13 protein-coding genes are annotated in these 14,915 nt (G+C 47.8%); 5 read left to right on the top strand and 8 right to left on the bottom strand.

The genetic code is table 11. The features are described from left to right. Positions 1-74: 74 nt before the first annotated feature. From GC096_RS20810 to GC096_RS20840, 7 genes are all read right to left on the bottom strand, one after another. Positions 75-1,418, bottom strand: coding sequence for an ABC transporter substrate-binding protein (locus GC096_RS20810; protein ID WP_171632844.1), 1,344 nt, complete (start codon positions 1,416-1,418; stop codon positions 75-77). A 55-nt stretch (positions 1,419-1,473) separates the two neighbouring features. Then, on the bottom strand, positions 1,474-2,643 hold the full coding sequence (locus tag GC096_RS20815; protein WP_171632845.1) for an acyl-CoA dehydrogenase family protein: 1,170 nt from the start codon (positions 2,641-2,643) through the stop codon (positions 1,474-1,476). Positions 2,644-2,778: 135 nt separating this feature from the next. Then, on the bottom strand, positions 2,779-4,344 hold the full coding sequence (locus GC096_RS20820; protein ID WP_171632847.1) for a response regulator: 1,566 nt from the start codon (positions 4,342-4,344) through the stop codon (positions 2,779-2,781). 4 nt (positions 4,345-4,348) lie between these two features. Continuing rightward, positions 4,349-6,076, bottom strand: a complete 1,728-nt coding sequence (locus tag GC096_RS20825; protein ID WP_171632849.1) for a sensor histidine kinase — start codon at positions 6,074-6,076, stop codon at positions 4,349-4,351. Positions 6,077-6,219: 143 nt separating this feature from the next. After that, a complete protein-coding gene (locus GC096_RS20830; RefSeq protein ID WP_171632851.1) occupies positions 6,220-6,960 on the bottom strand; it encodes a hypothetical protein in 741 nt (246 codons plus the stop codon). Between the two features lie 919 nt (positions 6,961-7,879). Continuing rightward, a complete protein-coding gene (locus GC096_RS20835) occupies positions 7,880-8,296 on the bottom strand; it encodes a hypothetical protein (protein WP_171632852.1) in 417 nt (138 codons plus the stop codon). 117 nt (positions 8,297-8,413) lie between these two features. After that, entirely contained in the window at positions 8,414-9,262 is an 849-nt protein-coding gene (locus GC096_RS20840) for an inositol monophosphatase family protein (protein WP_171632854.1), read from the bottom strand. 168 nt (positions 9,263-9,430) lie between these two features. Here GC096_RS20840 and GC096_RS20845 point away from each other — a divergent pair, with 168 nt between their 5' ends. Beyond that, a complete protein-coding gene (locus GC096_RS20845) occupies positions 9,431-10,396 on the top strand; it encodes an aldolase catalytic domain-containing protein (protein ID WP_171632855.1) in 966 nt (321 codons plus the stop codon). A 92-nt stretch (positions 10,397-10,488) separates the two neighbouring features. Here the strand turns inward: GC096_RS20845 and GC096_RS20850 are convergent, their stop codons facing one another. Further along, positions 10,489-10,812, bottom strand: a complete 324-nt coding sequence (locus GC096_RS20850) for a hypothetical protein (protein WP_171632857.1) — start codon at positions 10,810-10,812, stop codon at positions 10,489-10,491. Positions 10,813-10,993: 181 nt separating this feature from the next. Here GC096_RS20850 and GC096_RS20855 point away from each other — a divergent pair, with 181 nt between their 5' ends. From GC096_RS20855 to GC096_RS20870, 4 genes are read left to right on the top strand one after another with little or no spacing between them, the layout of a single operon-like run. Then, positions 10,994-12,088, top strand: coding sequence for a GerAB/ArcD/ProY family transporter (locus tag GC096_RS20855; RefSeq protein WP_171632859.1), 1,095 nt, complete (start codon positions 10,994-10,996; stop codon positions 12,086-12,088). Positions 12,089-12,102: 14 nt separating this feature from the next. Further along, positions 12,103-13,539, top strand: a complete 1,437-nt coding sequence (locus GC096_RS20860) for a spore germination protein (RefSeq protein WP_171632861.1) — start codon at positions 12,103-12,105, stop codon at positions 13,537-13,539. Further along, positions 13,536-14,702 carry a Ger(x)C family spore germination protein gene (locus tag GC096_RS20865; protein WP_171632862.1) on the top strand — a complete coding sequence of 389 codons (1,167 nt, stop codon included), beginning with the start codon at positions 13,536-13,538 and terminating at the stop codon, positions 14,700-14,702. Before GC096_RS20860 ends, GC096_RS20865 begins: the two co-directional genes overlap by 4 nt. After that, complete coding sequence (locus GC096_RS20870) at positions 14,702-14,911, top strand: hypothetical protein (protein ID WP_171632864.1); 210 nt, start codon at positions 14,702-14,704, stop codon at positions 14,909-14,911. The genes GC096_RS20865 and GC096_RS20870 overlap by 1 nt, the downstream gene beginning before the upstream one ends. Positions 14,912-14,915: the final 4 nt, after the last annotated feature.

The raw sequence follows: 14,915 nt of genomic DNA on the forward strand, positions 1-14,915 counted from the left end.
CCCTCTTCTTACAGAGCGTAACAGCAGGGAGTAAGTTTAACTTCCTCCCTGCGCATCCCTTCATCGCTCTGCTGTTACTTCCCTTTTGCAAGAATCGCATTCGCTTCTTTACGGAATCGCTTAGCGCCTTCTTCCGGCGTGGTTTTCTCAAACAAAATTTCGTCGCTAATGTTTTTGTATACTTTGTTCACTTCCGCACCAGCCGCAGGCTCCGGAGCATCAATGGCTGAGGCATATTTCTCCACATTGGTTAAGTAGGTGACGACGCGTTTTTGTGTTTCCGTGAACGTATCCTGGATACCTTGAATGACTTTAGGGTTATACGGCATGCCAAAGTAAGCATTAAGTGATTTGGCTGCTTCAATGTTATTCGTGTAGAAATCAATGAAGAGCGCAGCCTCTTTCGGATGCTTTGACGATTTGGAAATGGAATGGAAGAAGGACGGTTTAATATACATGCCTTTGCCGTCGCCCGGATACGGTGCTAACCCGACATTCTTCTTCAATTGTTTTTCCATGATATCGACGTGATTGCTCCAATACGCAAAACCGCCGAATGCTGTCTGCCCCTTCGTAAAAGGACCGTCCTCCAAGCTCTTTACCTCAAGCTCTGTGCCGAGCGGTGTAACGAGCCCATCCTTTTGCCAACGAAGCTGTTGTTTAAAGAAATCAACAAAGAGTTGATCATCCTCATAACCAAGCGCATCTTGTCCCTTGCTAAAAAGCGACTTATTATGCTGGCGAAGCCAGACGCTGAAGTGGGATTGGGTCAGGTGCGTATCGCCGAAAATACCTAGCTTATCTTTGAAAGTACGTAAATCCTTCTCGTATTGCTCCCACGTATAATTGTCCCCAGGCGGCTTGACGCCAGCTTTCTCAAGCAACTCCGGGTTATAGAACATAACCAGTGCATTATTGCCGATGTTGATACCATACTGCTTGTCGTTGAAACGGCCGCCAGCATTATGAATCGGATTGACGCCTTCCAGATTGATCGTTTTGTCCTTCATGTAGTCGTCTAGCGGCAATAATAAATTTTTGTTGACGAAATTCGTAATTTTCGAATAGTCCATCCGGATCACGTCTGGTAAATTATTCGATGCGGCGAGCACGCTCATTTTGTCCCAATAGGCATCGCCTGCATAATATTCGGCCTCAACTTTAATATTTGGATAAGCCTTCTGGAACAACTGCACGACGGCATTATTTCGGTCTACCGTCAGCTGCGAACCTGCCCAATAGGTCATACGTAAGGTAACCGGGTCTTTAGAAACCGGTGCCTGAGTAGCCCCAGCCGTTGCGGAAGTTGTGGCTGCCGTTGTCGCAGCAGGAGCACTAGAGCTACCGTTGGCGCAGCCTGCCAAAGCCAATACAGCAGTCAGAGCGAATGTTAAACCTGGTAATCTTCGTTTCATCATCGGAAATCCCCATCCTTTTAGGAAAATGATAGATCTTACTTTGTTACGCCTGTCTCTACACGAAATCATTTAACGCCCGTTGCGCTAGCCCATTTACTACCGAATCATCCATCGGCGGATTGTGCAGACCTGCCCGTACGTCGCGGTACATGCGCTCCAGTGGCAGTGTACGAGATAAACTCGCTGCACCAACAATACGCATCGCTGCATCAACAATGGAGATCGCATGGTTGGTGGCCACATACTTGGCCAATCCAAGCTCCGGTTTAAGGGATGCACGTTGATCCGGCTCTCGATCCCAACGGTCTGCAACAGCATACAGAAGGGTACGCGCTGTCATCAGCGAGACTTCCATTTCACCGATTTGGCGCCTGATATTCGGCAGATCGGCAATCGGTCCGGTCAAGCTGTTCGGCCGATGATTCAGCGCGAAACGGATCGCAAAATCCCTGGCAGCATGGGCTATCCCGATATAACAAGCAGGTATGTGCAGCAGCCACCCACCATCATCGGGTAACCTTTCCTTGCGCGGTGATCCCGAGCGGTTCACTAATTTCTCATCTGGCACGAAGACATTCTCCAGCACCACATCATGACTCCCTGTCGCCCGCATGCCAAGGGTATTCCATGTTTCTTCCACACGAACCCCCGGCCCGGTTTGAACGAAAAACTCACCGATTTCCTCTGTCCCCTCAATCGCCGCCGAAACTGTAAAGCACGTGAGAATAGGGCTTAGTGTGCTATACGTCTTACGCCCACTCAGCAGCCACCCCTTCTCCGTGGCAACTGCCTTTGTTTCCGGTCTTCCACCACGACTTGGGCTCCCTGTTGCCCGCTCCGACGCCAAATGATTAATCAGTGTCCCATTGTTGGCTGTTTCTCTACAAAACCATTCAAACAATGCCTCTGGCCAAGCATTCGTGTTGCGCAGCTGCAGTAATTGCCCCACATGCCAGCCTACAGCGAGTGCCGTTGATCCATCACCGCGCGCAAGTCGCTCCTGTGCAAGCACAAGCTCGTAAAGCGTTGCCTCTTCCCCGCCATAAATCCGGGGCAGTGTCAGCCGCAAATAACCTGCATCGCGTAAGTCCGCGAAATTGGCAAAGGGGAAGCTGCCCTCTGCGTCATGCTGAGCGGAACGCTCAGCGAAACGCGCGGCCAATCGATCCGATCGGTCCGCAATCTCTTCTTCCCGACGATTCCGAATAAATCCGTCCTTCGTCATCTCCTCCCCCCTCTCTTTTACGTAAAAACATATGTGAATACTAGGAATTAAATCGAGTATATACCTGTTCTCATCAAACCTACATAGAAAAAACCGATACTTTTTTTGTGAAAATCCGAGAGAAATCAACGCGTACTACTGATTCCTCTCTGTTAAGCTCTTTCTATATTCAAGCGGCGAATAGCCCGTATACTTTTTGAAAACATTGCCGAAATACTGTTGATCACCACCAAAGCCAGAACGCGCGGCGATTTCATACATTTTGCTTTCAGTCTCCGTCGCAATTAATTGCTTCGATTTCTCAATCCGCTGGCGTGTCAAATACTGTGAAAATTTCTCGCCTGTCTCCTTGCGGAACAAACGCCCCAAATACTCCGCGTTCATGAAAATATGTTGTTGCGACAGCCATTGCAGTGACAAATCCTCATTGGCTAAGTGATAGGCAATCAACCTCTTCATGCGCAGCACAATGGCTGACCCCCGATTGCTCTGAGTCTCGCCGAAGCGTTCTATCCATTGTTCCATCTCGGAAGCAACGTAGGTTTCAATATCACCCAGTGTTGGCAGACTCAGCAGTCTGGCCATCTTGGCTTGCAACTCCTCCACAGGTACTTCCTTGAACACTGTGGTCAACAGTTGCAGACACAAGCTCAGCGACGCGTGACGTTCGCAACGGGCCGCAGCAAGCGCCTGAAAGAAAGCTGCCAATTCGTAGCGCGCCCCCTCTGCGTCACCAATACGCAGTGCGGCTGCGATTAATTCCCCGCTCGCTGCCTCAGGTACAGCGCTGCTTGCACGCTGTGGCTCCACAAGCTCTCGCGTGGCAATGCCCCCCGCGCCAAGATAAAAGGCGAAAGCCGCATAGGTCTGCACGTCTTGGTACAACTGCGATAGCCCGTCCAGCGGCCCCGCTTCGCTGACCGCCATCGTGAGCTGCAAGCCTGGACAGCGGCTCTGAAGCTCATCGCGCAGCCGTGCCCCCGCTGCTACGGCCTCAGCAAGTCCCGCATCTTCCACAGCCGCAAGCAGTCGATTCCCTGCTACGGCGCTTAGCAAAAGCGACCGCCCAGCCCCGCTTTGCGCTGCGGCTATTTCACGAACGCGCAGCTCCTGACAAGCGGTGATCTTCTCCCACTGCACGAAGATGAGGCGAAGCTTCATCTGATGGTGCAGCTGCATCGTTAGGCGCAGACGCTCAGCAGCATCCTCCGCTAAGGGCTCCTCAAGCAGTAAAGCGAGAAGTGGCTCGCGCTCTGACAATCTTGTATTATCCGTCTTGCGAGCGGCAACGAGCAGTTGTTCACGGCGACGCGTTTCGTCCAATTCACGGACGAGTTCACCTAGCGCCCGTCCGATCTCCTGCTCGTCACATGGCTTGAGCAAATAATGTTTCACGCCCATGCTCATGGCCCCTACAGCAAGATCGAATTCATCATAACCCGACAGCACGGCGAATCGCGCCTCCGGTTGTTGCTCCTTCGTCCGACGGATGAGCTCCAGACCGTCAAGACGCGGCATTTTAATATCCGTCAGGATAATATCCGGTCTCAACGCCTCGATTTGTTCCCACGCTTGAAGCCCATCTGCCGCTGTTCCAATCAACTCAAGTCCAAGCCCTTCCCAATCAACCGTTCTAGCTATGGCCTCACGAATAATTCTTTCGTCATCCACTAATAAAATTTTGTAAGTACTCCTGCTCATCGTTTCACCCCCGGCTTCTCTTTTCCCTTGGCATATTCACCAATATCGGCAACACCACACGAATGACTGCTCCCTGTATATGTCCCCGCTCCATTTCAATCCCATAAGCCTCACCAAACCATAATTGAATACGCTCGTTAATGTTAGATAGACCTATCCCTGTACGATCAGATGCAGGATCTGTCACACAATCACCTCTATCCAGTTGCATATGAATGCCTGGTCCCTTATCCTGTACAGTCAACACGAGACGATCCTCTTGCGTCTGCACGGTTAAACTTATCTCACATCGTCCCGTTTCCGCGTCAACACCGTACTTTAAGCAATTTTCCACGATTGGCTGCACAATCATCCAAGGCAGATGAAGGTCGAGGGTGTTATCCTCTATGTCCGTACAATAAACCAACCTCTCTTCAAAACGGATTTGTTGAATCATAATGTAGTTGTGTAAATGAGCCAATTCCTCACGCAACGTAACAAATTCCTTTTGCCTAATCGCGTTGCGCAGCATATCGCCGAGTGCTTTAACCATTCGAGCAATATCCGCATGGCCGTAGCCTTTAGCCATCCAATGAATAGAATCTAGTGTGTTATATAGAAAATGTGGATTTACCTTGGATTTCAATGCCTCGTATTCCGCTTCCTTGAGTTGAATTTGTTTCACGTAGTTTTCTTTAATGAGTGCATCAAGACGCTCTGTCATTTTATCGAAATTACGATTTAAAATACTAAATTCATCCCTCTTTACTGGGTTAAAGGGTTCACTTAAGGCAAAATTCCCTTTCTCAACCGAACTAATCCGATGCGTTAGCGCTTCGAGCGGCCGCGTCATACTGAGCGAGAAGCGCATACCAAGCCACAACAACACAATCGCTAGGAATACATATAAACCCAGCAGCCAGTTTTTCATCATTTTAACATGGCTGAATACCGCATCATACGGAATAAAATGAATAAATGTCCAACCAGTATACGTTAATGTAAACTGCGCTGATAGATAGTTTTTGCCTTCTATTTCAACTACACTGGAGCCGTTCAATCGGACAGCAGGTAAAGGCAAATCCCGATTACTTGTAAACAGCACGCGATCGCCAGAGGCTACCATCAGCATGGAATCATAGTTGCCATGTCGCTCACTTGAAGCATACATCACCTTCGACGCCTGGATACCGATCATCAATGTGCCGAGACGCTCAAGATTTAAATCTGCAATCTCCCGGATATCCCTAACCGTATAAAACGTTTCTTCATCCTCTTCTCCACCAACCCAAATACTCGCCCCGTTTTGTTCGTTCGCAAGTTGTCGATATCGTTCTTTATTCCTATCATTGATGCTCGAGGCATTGAACCCAGCACTAAGCAAATTACCGCTTACATCTAGAATTGTAATGGAAGAAACGGAGAAATCCGTCTGATGGTAGGTAAGTAGCTTACGCTTAAGTTTGTTCGCGGCATCAAAGGCTTCATAGGTCGATGGAGACATTTTCATCTTTTTCAAATCGGCTTGCACGTCGGGATCGGATAAAATTGAAACCGAGAGCTTATCGATCTCCCTTAGTTTTTCTTCCATCCTCTCAGAAAATAAATAAAACTTGTCTGTAGCTTCTCGATAAATAATTTGCTCGTACAACTGATGTGACTGTTGAACAAAGAGCCATGCCAACCCACTCGATGCCAGCACTCCACCTAAAATAAATGTAAAAAGTTTATGTTTAATTTTCCAATTTTTCATTAAAATTCACTACTCCTCACCCACCGAAATTATACCACCTATTCTTATCGGTGTCTGTGTGATTACCGAGGTAGTGCCAACAAAAAAAGACAAACGCACACCTCCAGGTGCCGTTCATCTTTACCTTTCGTTCGAGCAATCATCTACATCGTATGCTGATCATGGACGATAGCAACCACATACCACTGTGATCCTGTATATTCAAAAACGAGTCGTAAGCTGGTCCAATCCATACCTTGATACTGAGGATCGAAGCCAGGGAAATGGTATTCAACTGTTATATAGGAAGACGTGGGATACACGCTGAATACATTGTTGATCATATTCCCTTTGCCAATAAGCGTGTTATAGCTAATCTGTGGTGCGGCCGCAAAGTTAGCGTTATACACAAATTTAGCCCAATAGTTTGGCATCGTAAGATCAATGGGGTCGCCTGACCCATCGAAAGTTCCCCAATTCGTGAGACTTGAGCTAGCCCATAGCGTAGCAAGATTGCTGCCTTGCACTTGAATGTCTGTCGCTGTATGAATATAGGAATACGGTGAGAATTGTACACCTTTCTGCGGATGCACGAGATCTGCAAGCTTCGATATATTCTTCTCCTTTAGTAGGGCCATCACTTCTTGGGCACGGGCTTCGATGACTTTCTTCGCATCTGCCGCTGTCGAGAAGCTGGGAGGCGTTGCAACTGGAGACGGCTTCACGCTAGCAGTTGCCTGCGGCGTAGACGTCGCAATTGGTGTCGTTGGCACAGGAGAGGGCGACGAAGTGACACTTGTGGTTGGTTGCGGCGTTGGCTCCGAGCTGCTCGTGCCCCCATTTACGGCCATCTTCTCGCTGCAGCCTGCTAGTACGCTGACCAAACTGACCATAACCACCGTCATGACGATCTTCCTCCTACATCCCATGAGAACCACTCCTTTTTCAAATATCTTCCTTATTACACCAAACGTATGCAGGGTGTGAAAGGTTACATTCTTTTCAACACCTTATGAAATAATGTTGGAAAAAGAGGAGCAACTATTGGAGTAAGTATACAGATGGAGCGTGGTGATGAGCTAAGGCTGGTGAGTGGTGTTGTGATGAGATAGTTTGCAGGTGCGCTGGATGGACGTTGTGATGAGATAGTTTTGCGGGTGCGCTGAGAGACGTTGTTATGTGATAGCTTGTGGGTGCGTTGGGGAGACGTTGTTATGTGATAGCTTGTGGTGCGTTGGGGAGATGAGTTAGTTTGTGCATCAGTGAGGTTTGTTGTATTGAGTTAGTCTGTTGCGCTGGGTCAGTTTGAGTGCGGTGTTCTACGTCATGCTGGGTCAGTTTGAGGGTAAGGTGAAGGTGTATTTTAGTTTAGGTGAGTTAGTTTGAGGTATGGTTCCGTTCTGTCGAGTTGGTAAAAGTCGATTGGCTTACTCGGTCTAAGGTAGAGCTGCCTTGAGTTAAACAGCACAAAATAACTAACTGGAAAAAGTACAGCTATTTAAGGAACTACCCCCTTCCATATGAGATTTAGATGGAAAAAGTACATTTAATTCCCCTGAATTTGGTCATACTGACGAAAACCTCTGAATTTAACTTCAGGAAATCCATCTATTCTGGTTTTTGGAGGAAAAACTCCCCAATTAGCTGTAGGAAATCCATCTATTCTTAGAAGAACAACAGTGGCCAGACCAAAAAAGCCCGAGGATCGTACCCTCGAGCTCTCTATCTCAGTCCCCAGTCCCTGCTCAGCTAACGCTCATTTTCTGCTCGGTCCGCGCTCAGTCACGCTCAGTCACGCTTCGCATCCCCAACCACCAACGCCAGTTAAATACGAATACCGGCGCTAAAGTGATTGTAATCATCCGCCGAAGGATCGAAAGCCGCCTCGTCATCGCTCGGTACCGCATCGCGATCCGCAACCAACGCGGATGCGGCATAGCTGTCGGGCCAATCCTCATTCACGGTATGTGCCGGAATGCGGATAGAGCCCTCCAGGTCATACGCCATTGCGAAGGTGGCCTGCTCGGACTGCATCTGCGACCGATCCACGAGCCGTCCGCCGTGGGACTGAGCAATCTCGATGGCCGAGGTGATCTCCTGCGCATCTAGATGTATGTGCAGTGATGCGCGCTCCCCTTCCAGCAGCTCCGGCTTGTAGCCGAGCTCTTCTAATGTGTCTAAAGCCAGCAATGCATCTCGCGTTTGATCGAATTCAAAAAAGATAGGAACAAAGTCCTTCATCTAACAGCACCCTTTCTTCTAAAAGTTTTTCGTCAGAAAAACTAGCATCGTAAGCATAAGCTCAAATGGAAAGTCTGCCCTTAGGTTTGACCAATTGTTCCTATCCTATTCGAAAACCTATCTCACCGTCTTCATCAGTGCCTCTTGAACGAGCTGGAGCAGCTCGGCGTGGTAAGCCGGTACAGCGGCGACCAGATAGATAGCTCCGTCCGTCACCTCTTCCTCTACGACTGCCGTGCCACCGAGTAAAGCTACCGGATTCCCCGCGAAATCCGTCACTTTCACACCTGCCTCCTGCGCAAGCAGCAAGCCAGCATAGAGATCCTCCCCTTCGGAGTTGTACAGAACAACCCCGTGCAGATCCCCTCTGGCCAGCATCGCCCACACAATGGAAGGCGCCCATACGCGCATCACTCTTTTGACCGAATACTCCAGATGATGTCGGAGCGCTAAGGCCCGTTGATCGTCCTTCGTTACGGCATGCCCTTGAATCCATGAAAGGCTAGACTTCCTCAGCGCACCGTTAGGCCTTGCCAACAGCCGCCTGTCACCTTGCCAAGCGCCTTCGTCTTGAACAGCCACATAAGTGAGCTCCATAGCTGAATCATGCACGACACCCAGTACAATCCGACCTTGATAACTCAAAGAGATGGAAACACCGTACAAGGGGATGCCCAGTGCGAAATTGTTCGTCCCATCCAAGGGATCCACGTGCCACACCCAATCACTTGCTGCGCCACCCTCACCCGCTTCTTCACTATAGATCCGATGAGTCGGAAACACACTTAGGATGTCATCCACGATCAGACGATCCGCCTGCACATCCACCTCTGTCACAAGATCGCCACGCTCATCTTTGTGCGCAAGGATGAATTGACCACCGAAACGTTTCTTGGCCAATTCACCCGCTTTCACCGCTGCTCCTACAGCAACCTCTCTTGCTAATGTCCATTCGTTCCGATTCATTCCGTGCATCCCCCTTGCGTGATCACTTTTGTCTTTTCCATATTACCATATCCTGCCTAGAAAAGTTGTACGGAAGCCCACGCTTGCATTGACAAGCCACCTGTTCATAAGTGATAATATAGCAAAATCAGAAGGCGACAAGAGCTGTCGAAAGGGGTATTTGCGAGTATGGTAAAGCATCATCAACACAAGATTTTGGATTGTACGATTCGAGACGGCGGTTTAGTTAACGATTGGGATTTTAGCGTGGAGTTTGTCCAAGATATGTATCGCGGCTTGAGCGCTGCCGGTGTAGAATATATGGAAATTGGTTACAAAAACTCAGAAAAGTTACTAAAAGGCGGCTCATCCGGCCCTTGGAGATTCCTAAACGAATCCTTCTTGCGTGATGTTATCACCAAAAAAACAGATACAAAACTATCCGCTCTTGTTGATATCGGACGTGTGGATGAGAAAGATATTTTGCCTCGTGAAGACAGCTTACTTGACCTGATCCGCGTTGCTTGTTACATCAAGGATGTTGATAAAGGTCTTGAGCTTGTTCAGAAATTCCATGACATGGGTTACGAAACATCCCTAAACATCATGGCGCTTTCCCACGTAATGGAGAACGAGTTAACGGAAGCCTTTGAAGAAATCAACAAAAGCGCAGTTGACGTTGTTTATGTCGTAGATTCTTACGGCAGCATGGGCAGCAAAGATATTGACTACCTCGTATCCAAATTCCAACGCTTACTTCCTGAGAAGGAGCTAGGCTTGCATATGCACAACAACATGCAGCTTGCTTTCGCTAACACGATCACAGGAGCTTCCAAAGGCGTAACTTTCTTGGATTCATCCGTGTACGGTATGGGTCGCGCTGCTGGTAACTGTACGACTGAATTGTTGCTCAGCCACCTCAAGGGTGCACGCTACGATGTACGTCCTGTTCTTGAAATCATTGAGAAACACATGATCAGAATGCGCGAGAAATGGGATTGGGGCTACCTCATTCCATACATGATCGTTGGTGCACTAGACGAACATCCTCGCACAGCAATGGCATTGCTTGATTCACCTGAAAGAAATAATTTCACTGATTTCTACGATCGTTTAACTTCCGTAGAAACATTCCCATCTGCAAGCAAGAAATAATCAACGTAACCTCAACAACCCCTATTCGCCAGTTCAGGAAAGATTAACTCCTGACTGAACGACTAGGGGTTTTTTGCACCACATGGAAACCATTACTTGATAATTTTTGCCGAAACGACATAGTTTTCTGCGTAAGCCCGATCGATTAAGAAAATGAAGTCCTCTCCTTCTCTACGACTAAGACTCCTCCTCGGAAGCACCTCGATATAATCACTATCAATGAGCATTGTACATTTCTCATCCGTATAGATTAACCCATTTTCTAATCGTTTTATGGCTTCCATCATAACTTCCCGCGATTTTAGATCCCCAAGAATTTCCACATAAACTTTGGCAGTAGCATCACGATCTTGGAGTAAAATCACTACCTTGTGTTTGACTTTGATGCGCACCTTCTTTTTGGGAGATATGCTCATAGGTTCTACTCCTTCATTACGTCTATGGAGTTATTTTATGTCGGCATCGGGTCATGTGGACTAGGCTAATGGACAATTTCACTATCTATTCCTTATGACTTCAGGTGTTTAAAGGCAAGGAAGGATATTTTTTCCCTAATTTGAAAATAGTAAGATCATCAGCACGTCAGGGGGGTTCTGTGTGATTCAAGTGCTCTCGACATGGCAAACATTTTGTCTGTTGTTTTTATTCCAGCTGGGTACAACCATTGTATTTGGCTTCGCCGGCGGTGCTAAGCAGGACGCTTGGTTAGCTGCTCTACTCAGCGCCACCATTGGAATAGGCATCGTATGGATGTTTTCTCGTATTTATGAACGTAATCCAGGTGAAACCTTAGTTTCCCTGCTTCAAATAACCTTCGGCAAGTACGTAGGCCACCTGTTAACCTCATTCTATATTTTTGCTTTTATTTACGAATCGGGGCGCATTCTAAGGGATTTAGGCGAGTTGATGAGCACGTTTCTACTCCCAAGTACACCAGCTCCATTCTTAATGCTGCTTCTTGTCGTATTGGTTGCTTATGCTTGTTATGCTGGAATTGAACGCATTGCTCGGTTAGCCGAACTCAGCATTATCATCGTATTTTTGTTTACCTGCGTCCAACTCATTCTGCTTTTCTTCTCGGATGTCATTGACTTCTCGTGGCTGCTGCCAGTGGCATCGGACTGGCGAAGTATTGGTGTAACGGTATTCCCGCTAGGCTTAACAACGACCTTCGGTGAAGTTATCGTCTTCGCCGTATTCTGGAAATTGACTGTCAGTCCTCGCAAGTTTCGCAAGGCCGCGCTGTACTCCTCTCTTCTAGTCGGCGCTGTTTTCGTCTTACTTGATCTCATTGCCGTTAGTACGCTAGGACCGGATCTGTTCTATCGTTCTTTTTATCCGCTGCTCACCAGCTTTCAGTTGATCCGAATCGCCGATTTCATCGACAATTTGGATCCCTTTGTCGTAACAACTTTCGTTACTGGCGGATTGTTCAAAATCATTCTGTACGCCTACGCGGCATGCACGACAATCACCCTGCAGTGGAAAACGGAAAATCATCGCGCGGTTATTATACCAGTCGCTTTGCTGATTTGGTTTATTTCCATCTACACCGCCAAAAACATTGCCAGCCATATTTTTGTAGGCCTGAAGGTTGTTCCTTGGATTATCGAACTCCCTTTATTCGTCGTAATCCCATTGGTTATTTTCATCCTGAACGGGGTATTCAGAAAACGCAGCGTAGGGAGCTAAGGAGGGAGAATCGGATGCAACAAACACCCGTTGATGAGGCCATCGATGTGGCTCAACTGCAAACTGATATCAATCAGCAGCTTGATCATGATCCAGATTTAGTCTTTGTGCACATCCGTTCTACCCTTATTGCTTACATCTCAGGCTTGGTTGACGCAGATCGGATTGAACGCGAGATAACCAAACCCTTATCTGAGGCGCAGCCAACAACTGAAACGCTATCCTCCCACCTTCTGACGCCTGAAGTTAAACAAACCAATTTATTTGAAACGTTGATCGATAGTCTGCTCATTGGCTTTGTTATGATTGCCGAGCAAGGGGAAATGCAAGTACTATTAGCCAATCTGGCCTGCCTACCACATCGTAATATTGAGCAACCTGAAACAGAATCAGGTGTCCGCGGCCCTAGGGAAGGCTTCACAGAGCATTTGGAAACGAATGTTGCCTTACTTCGACGTCGTTTGAAAACAGACAAAATGCGGATCAAAACCTGGCAAATCGGCGTGCTCAGCCAAACGGAAGTACGGCTCATTTATTTGGACGGCATCGCGGATCAAGAAATTGTCGATGAAATCATGAAGCGGCTATCCGCTATTCATATTGATGCTGTATTGGAAAGCAGCTATATCGAAGAAATGATTCGGGATCATCCCTATAGTATTTTCCCCACCATGGAATACACAGAAAGACCCGATGTGGTAGCAGGTGCTCTCCTAGAAGGGAAAGTCTCCATTTTCACCAACAATACGCCATTCGTGCTCATTGCTCCCTTTCAATTCTGGTCGGCCTTTCAGTCCAGCGAAGACTACTACTTGATGTTCACCAGTGCAACCTTCATACGGTTTATTCGCTCTTTGTCCATCATTCTGGCTCTTCTATTGCCTTCTCTCTATGTGGCCATCACAACTTTTCACCCTGAAATGCTGCCGACGAATTTATTGCTTGCTGTTGCAGGAGCCCGTGAAGCCTCTCCTTTCCCTGCTATGGTTGAGGCACTCATCATGGAAATTACATTTGAAGCACTCCGGGAAGCGATACTTCGTTTACCCCGCGTCATGGGACAAACCGTCAGTATCGTCGGCGCTCTCGTTATCGGACAAGCGGTTGTGCAAGCAGGTATCGTATCGACCCCCATGGTGATCGTCGTTTCCGTGACGGGAATCGCTTCCTTCATGATTCCGCGCTATAACATGACCTTCTCCATTCGGATCATGCGCTTGCTGCTGCTCTTGCTCGCTGGCACGCTGGGCTTCGTCGGAATCCTGCTGGGGTTGTTTACGCTTGCCATCTATTTAACGGGAATCCGCTCTGTTGGCGTTCCTTACCTATCTCCGATTGGACCTTTACGATTAAAAGGACTGCGGGATTTTCTAATCCGTTCTCCGCATTGGATCCTTGACCGTGATCTGGTTACAACTCCGCCAGAGGCAGATACCAAGAGGCACGAATGATGAGACGAATGAGTCAACTTATGACGTATACGATGATGCTGATCCTTCTGACAGGGTGCTGGGATCGCAAAGAAATTAATGACATTGCCATCATTCAGCTTTCCGCATTTGATCTGATGGCGGATACTGGCAAGTACCGTGGCTATGTTCAAGTTGCAATTCCCAAATCGATTGGTGCTGGCCAATTGACCACAAGTGGTGGCACGCAACAGAAGACGTACATGCCGCTCGTCGATTATGGCGACAATATGGAGGCTATGACCGTGAAGCTAGAGCGCAAGCTTTCAAGAGATGTATTGCCATCACACCGCAGGATCTTCATGGTCGGAGAATCCTTAGCCCGGCAGAACATGGCGCCCTTGCTAGATTTGATTGCAAGAAATCCCAAAAATCGTTTGCGCACCTATCTTGTTATTGCTCGGGATACCGATGCCAAAAGTCTCGTCGAGACGCAGTACCCCTTAGAAGCCACGAAGGAAGAAGCCTTGCGTGAAATCATAGTTCGAAAAATGGTAGTCCCTTCGATGCTTCGCAATTTCTATGCCTCCTCCGCTGCTACCGGTATTGAGCCCATTGCGGCTGCGTTCTCCAAGGATAAAGATGATAAAATTTTATTGAACAGCGTTGCCTTGTTTAATAAAACCGCTTTGGTAGGCTATGTGGACCACATGCAAGCTGTTGCGCTTACGAGCCTATTAGGCAAAAAGCCTTTCGGCGACGTGGAGGTTGCTCTCCCCGAACAGAAAAATAAGTTGTCTATCCGGCTCACTAAGTTAACTGCGAAGAAACGAGTAGAAGTCTCCGGCGAGCAACCGCATTTTATTGTGAATATTCACGCTACTGGCCGTATCATGGATAATCACTCAAAGCTGGATCCAAGTGACCCGGCGATTATGGAGCAGCTTAATAGATCTTTCCAAGAGCAAGTTACGAAGATATATCAGGAGCTTTTTCACACCCTGCAAACGACCTACAAGACGGACAATGTCGGATTTGGCCAATCTGTCTATAGGAAGTATCCCAAGCTGTGGAAAAAAATCGAGAAGGATTGGGATACGATCTTCCCTGAAGTCGACGTTCAATTCAAAGTTGACGCTAATATTTATCAAATTGGTGTTCAGGGCGCTCCTTATTACTTAAGAGAGGATGAGATTAGTCAATAATGTGGATTAAATTGACCGCTCTTACGATTCCATCCATCCTCATTGCTATTCAGCAAATGTCCTATTGGACGAAACAGGGAAAAGGGAACCGTAAACAAGCGTTTGTCTTTCTCATCTGGATGATCTTAGCTTGGGGCATCGGATGCGCCTTTATCGGCGGATTCCGTCTTCCAGAACCTACAAAACCCTTATTCCCAGGTTGGAAGTAGGTCG

The organism is Paenibacillus plantarum, assembly GCF_013141695.1.
GTDB lineage: Bacteria > Bacillota > Bacilli > Paenibacillales > NBRC-103111 > Paenibacillus_E > Paenibacillus_E plantarum.

What these genes read in the sequence shown, in the direction of transcription:
- GC096_RS20865 (WP_171632862.1), top strand. Translation starts at nt 13,536, where the DNA reads ATGATGAGACGAATGAGTCAACTTATGACGTATACGATGATGCTGATC.
- GC096_RS20840 (WP_171632854.1), bottom strand. Translation starts at nt 9,262, where the DNA reads ATGAATCGGAACGAATGGACATTAGCAAGAGAGGTTGCTGTAGGAGCA.
- GC096_RS20845 (WP_171632855.1), top strand. Translation starts at nt 9,431, where the DNA reads ATGGTAAAGCATCATCAACACAAGATTTTGGATTGTACGATTCGAGAC.
- GC096_RS20835 (WP_171632852.1), bottom strand. Translation starts at nt 8,296, where the DNA reads ATGAAGGACTTTGTTCCTATCTTTTTTGAATTCGATCAAACGCGAGAT.
- GC096_RS20860 (WP_171632861.1), top strand. Translation starts at nt 12,103, where the DNA reads ATGCAACAAACACCCGTTGATGAGGCCATCGATGTGGCTCAACTGCAA.
- GC096_RS20850 (WP_171632857.1), bottom strand. Translation starts at nt 10,812, where the DNA reads ATGAGCATATCTCCCAAAAAGAAGGTGCGCATCAAAGTCAAACACAAG.
- GC096_RS20815 (WP_171632845.1), bottom strand. Translation starts at nt 2,643, where the DNA reads ATGACGAAGGACGGATTTATTCGGAATCGTCGGGAAGAAGAGATTGCG.
- GC096_RS20825 (WP_171632849.1), bottom strand. Translation starts at nt 6,076, where the DNA reads ATGAAAAATTGGAAAATTAAACATAAACTTTTTACATTTATTTTAGGT.
- GC096_RS20810 (WP_171632844.1), bottom strand. Translation starts at nt 1,418, where the DNA reads ATGATGAAACGAAGATTACCAGGTTTAACATTCGCTCTGACTGCTGTA.
- GC096_RS20820 (WP_171632847.1), bottom strand. Translation starts at nt 4,344, where the DNA reads ATGAGCAGGAGTACTTACAAAATTTTATTAGTGGATGACGAAAGAATT.
- GC096_RS20870 (WP_171632864.1), top strand. Translation starts at nt 14,702, where the DNA reads ATGTGGATTAAATTGACCGCTCTTACGATTCCATCCATCCTCATTGCT.
- GC096_RS20830 (WP_171632851.1), bottom strand. Translation starts at nt 6,960, where the DNA reads ATGACGGTGGTTATGGTCAGTTTGGTCAGCGTACTAGCAGGCTGCAGC.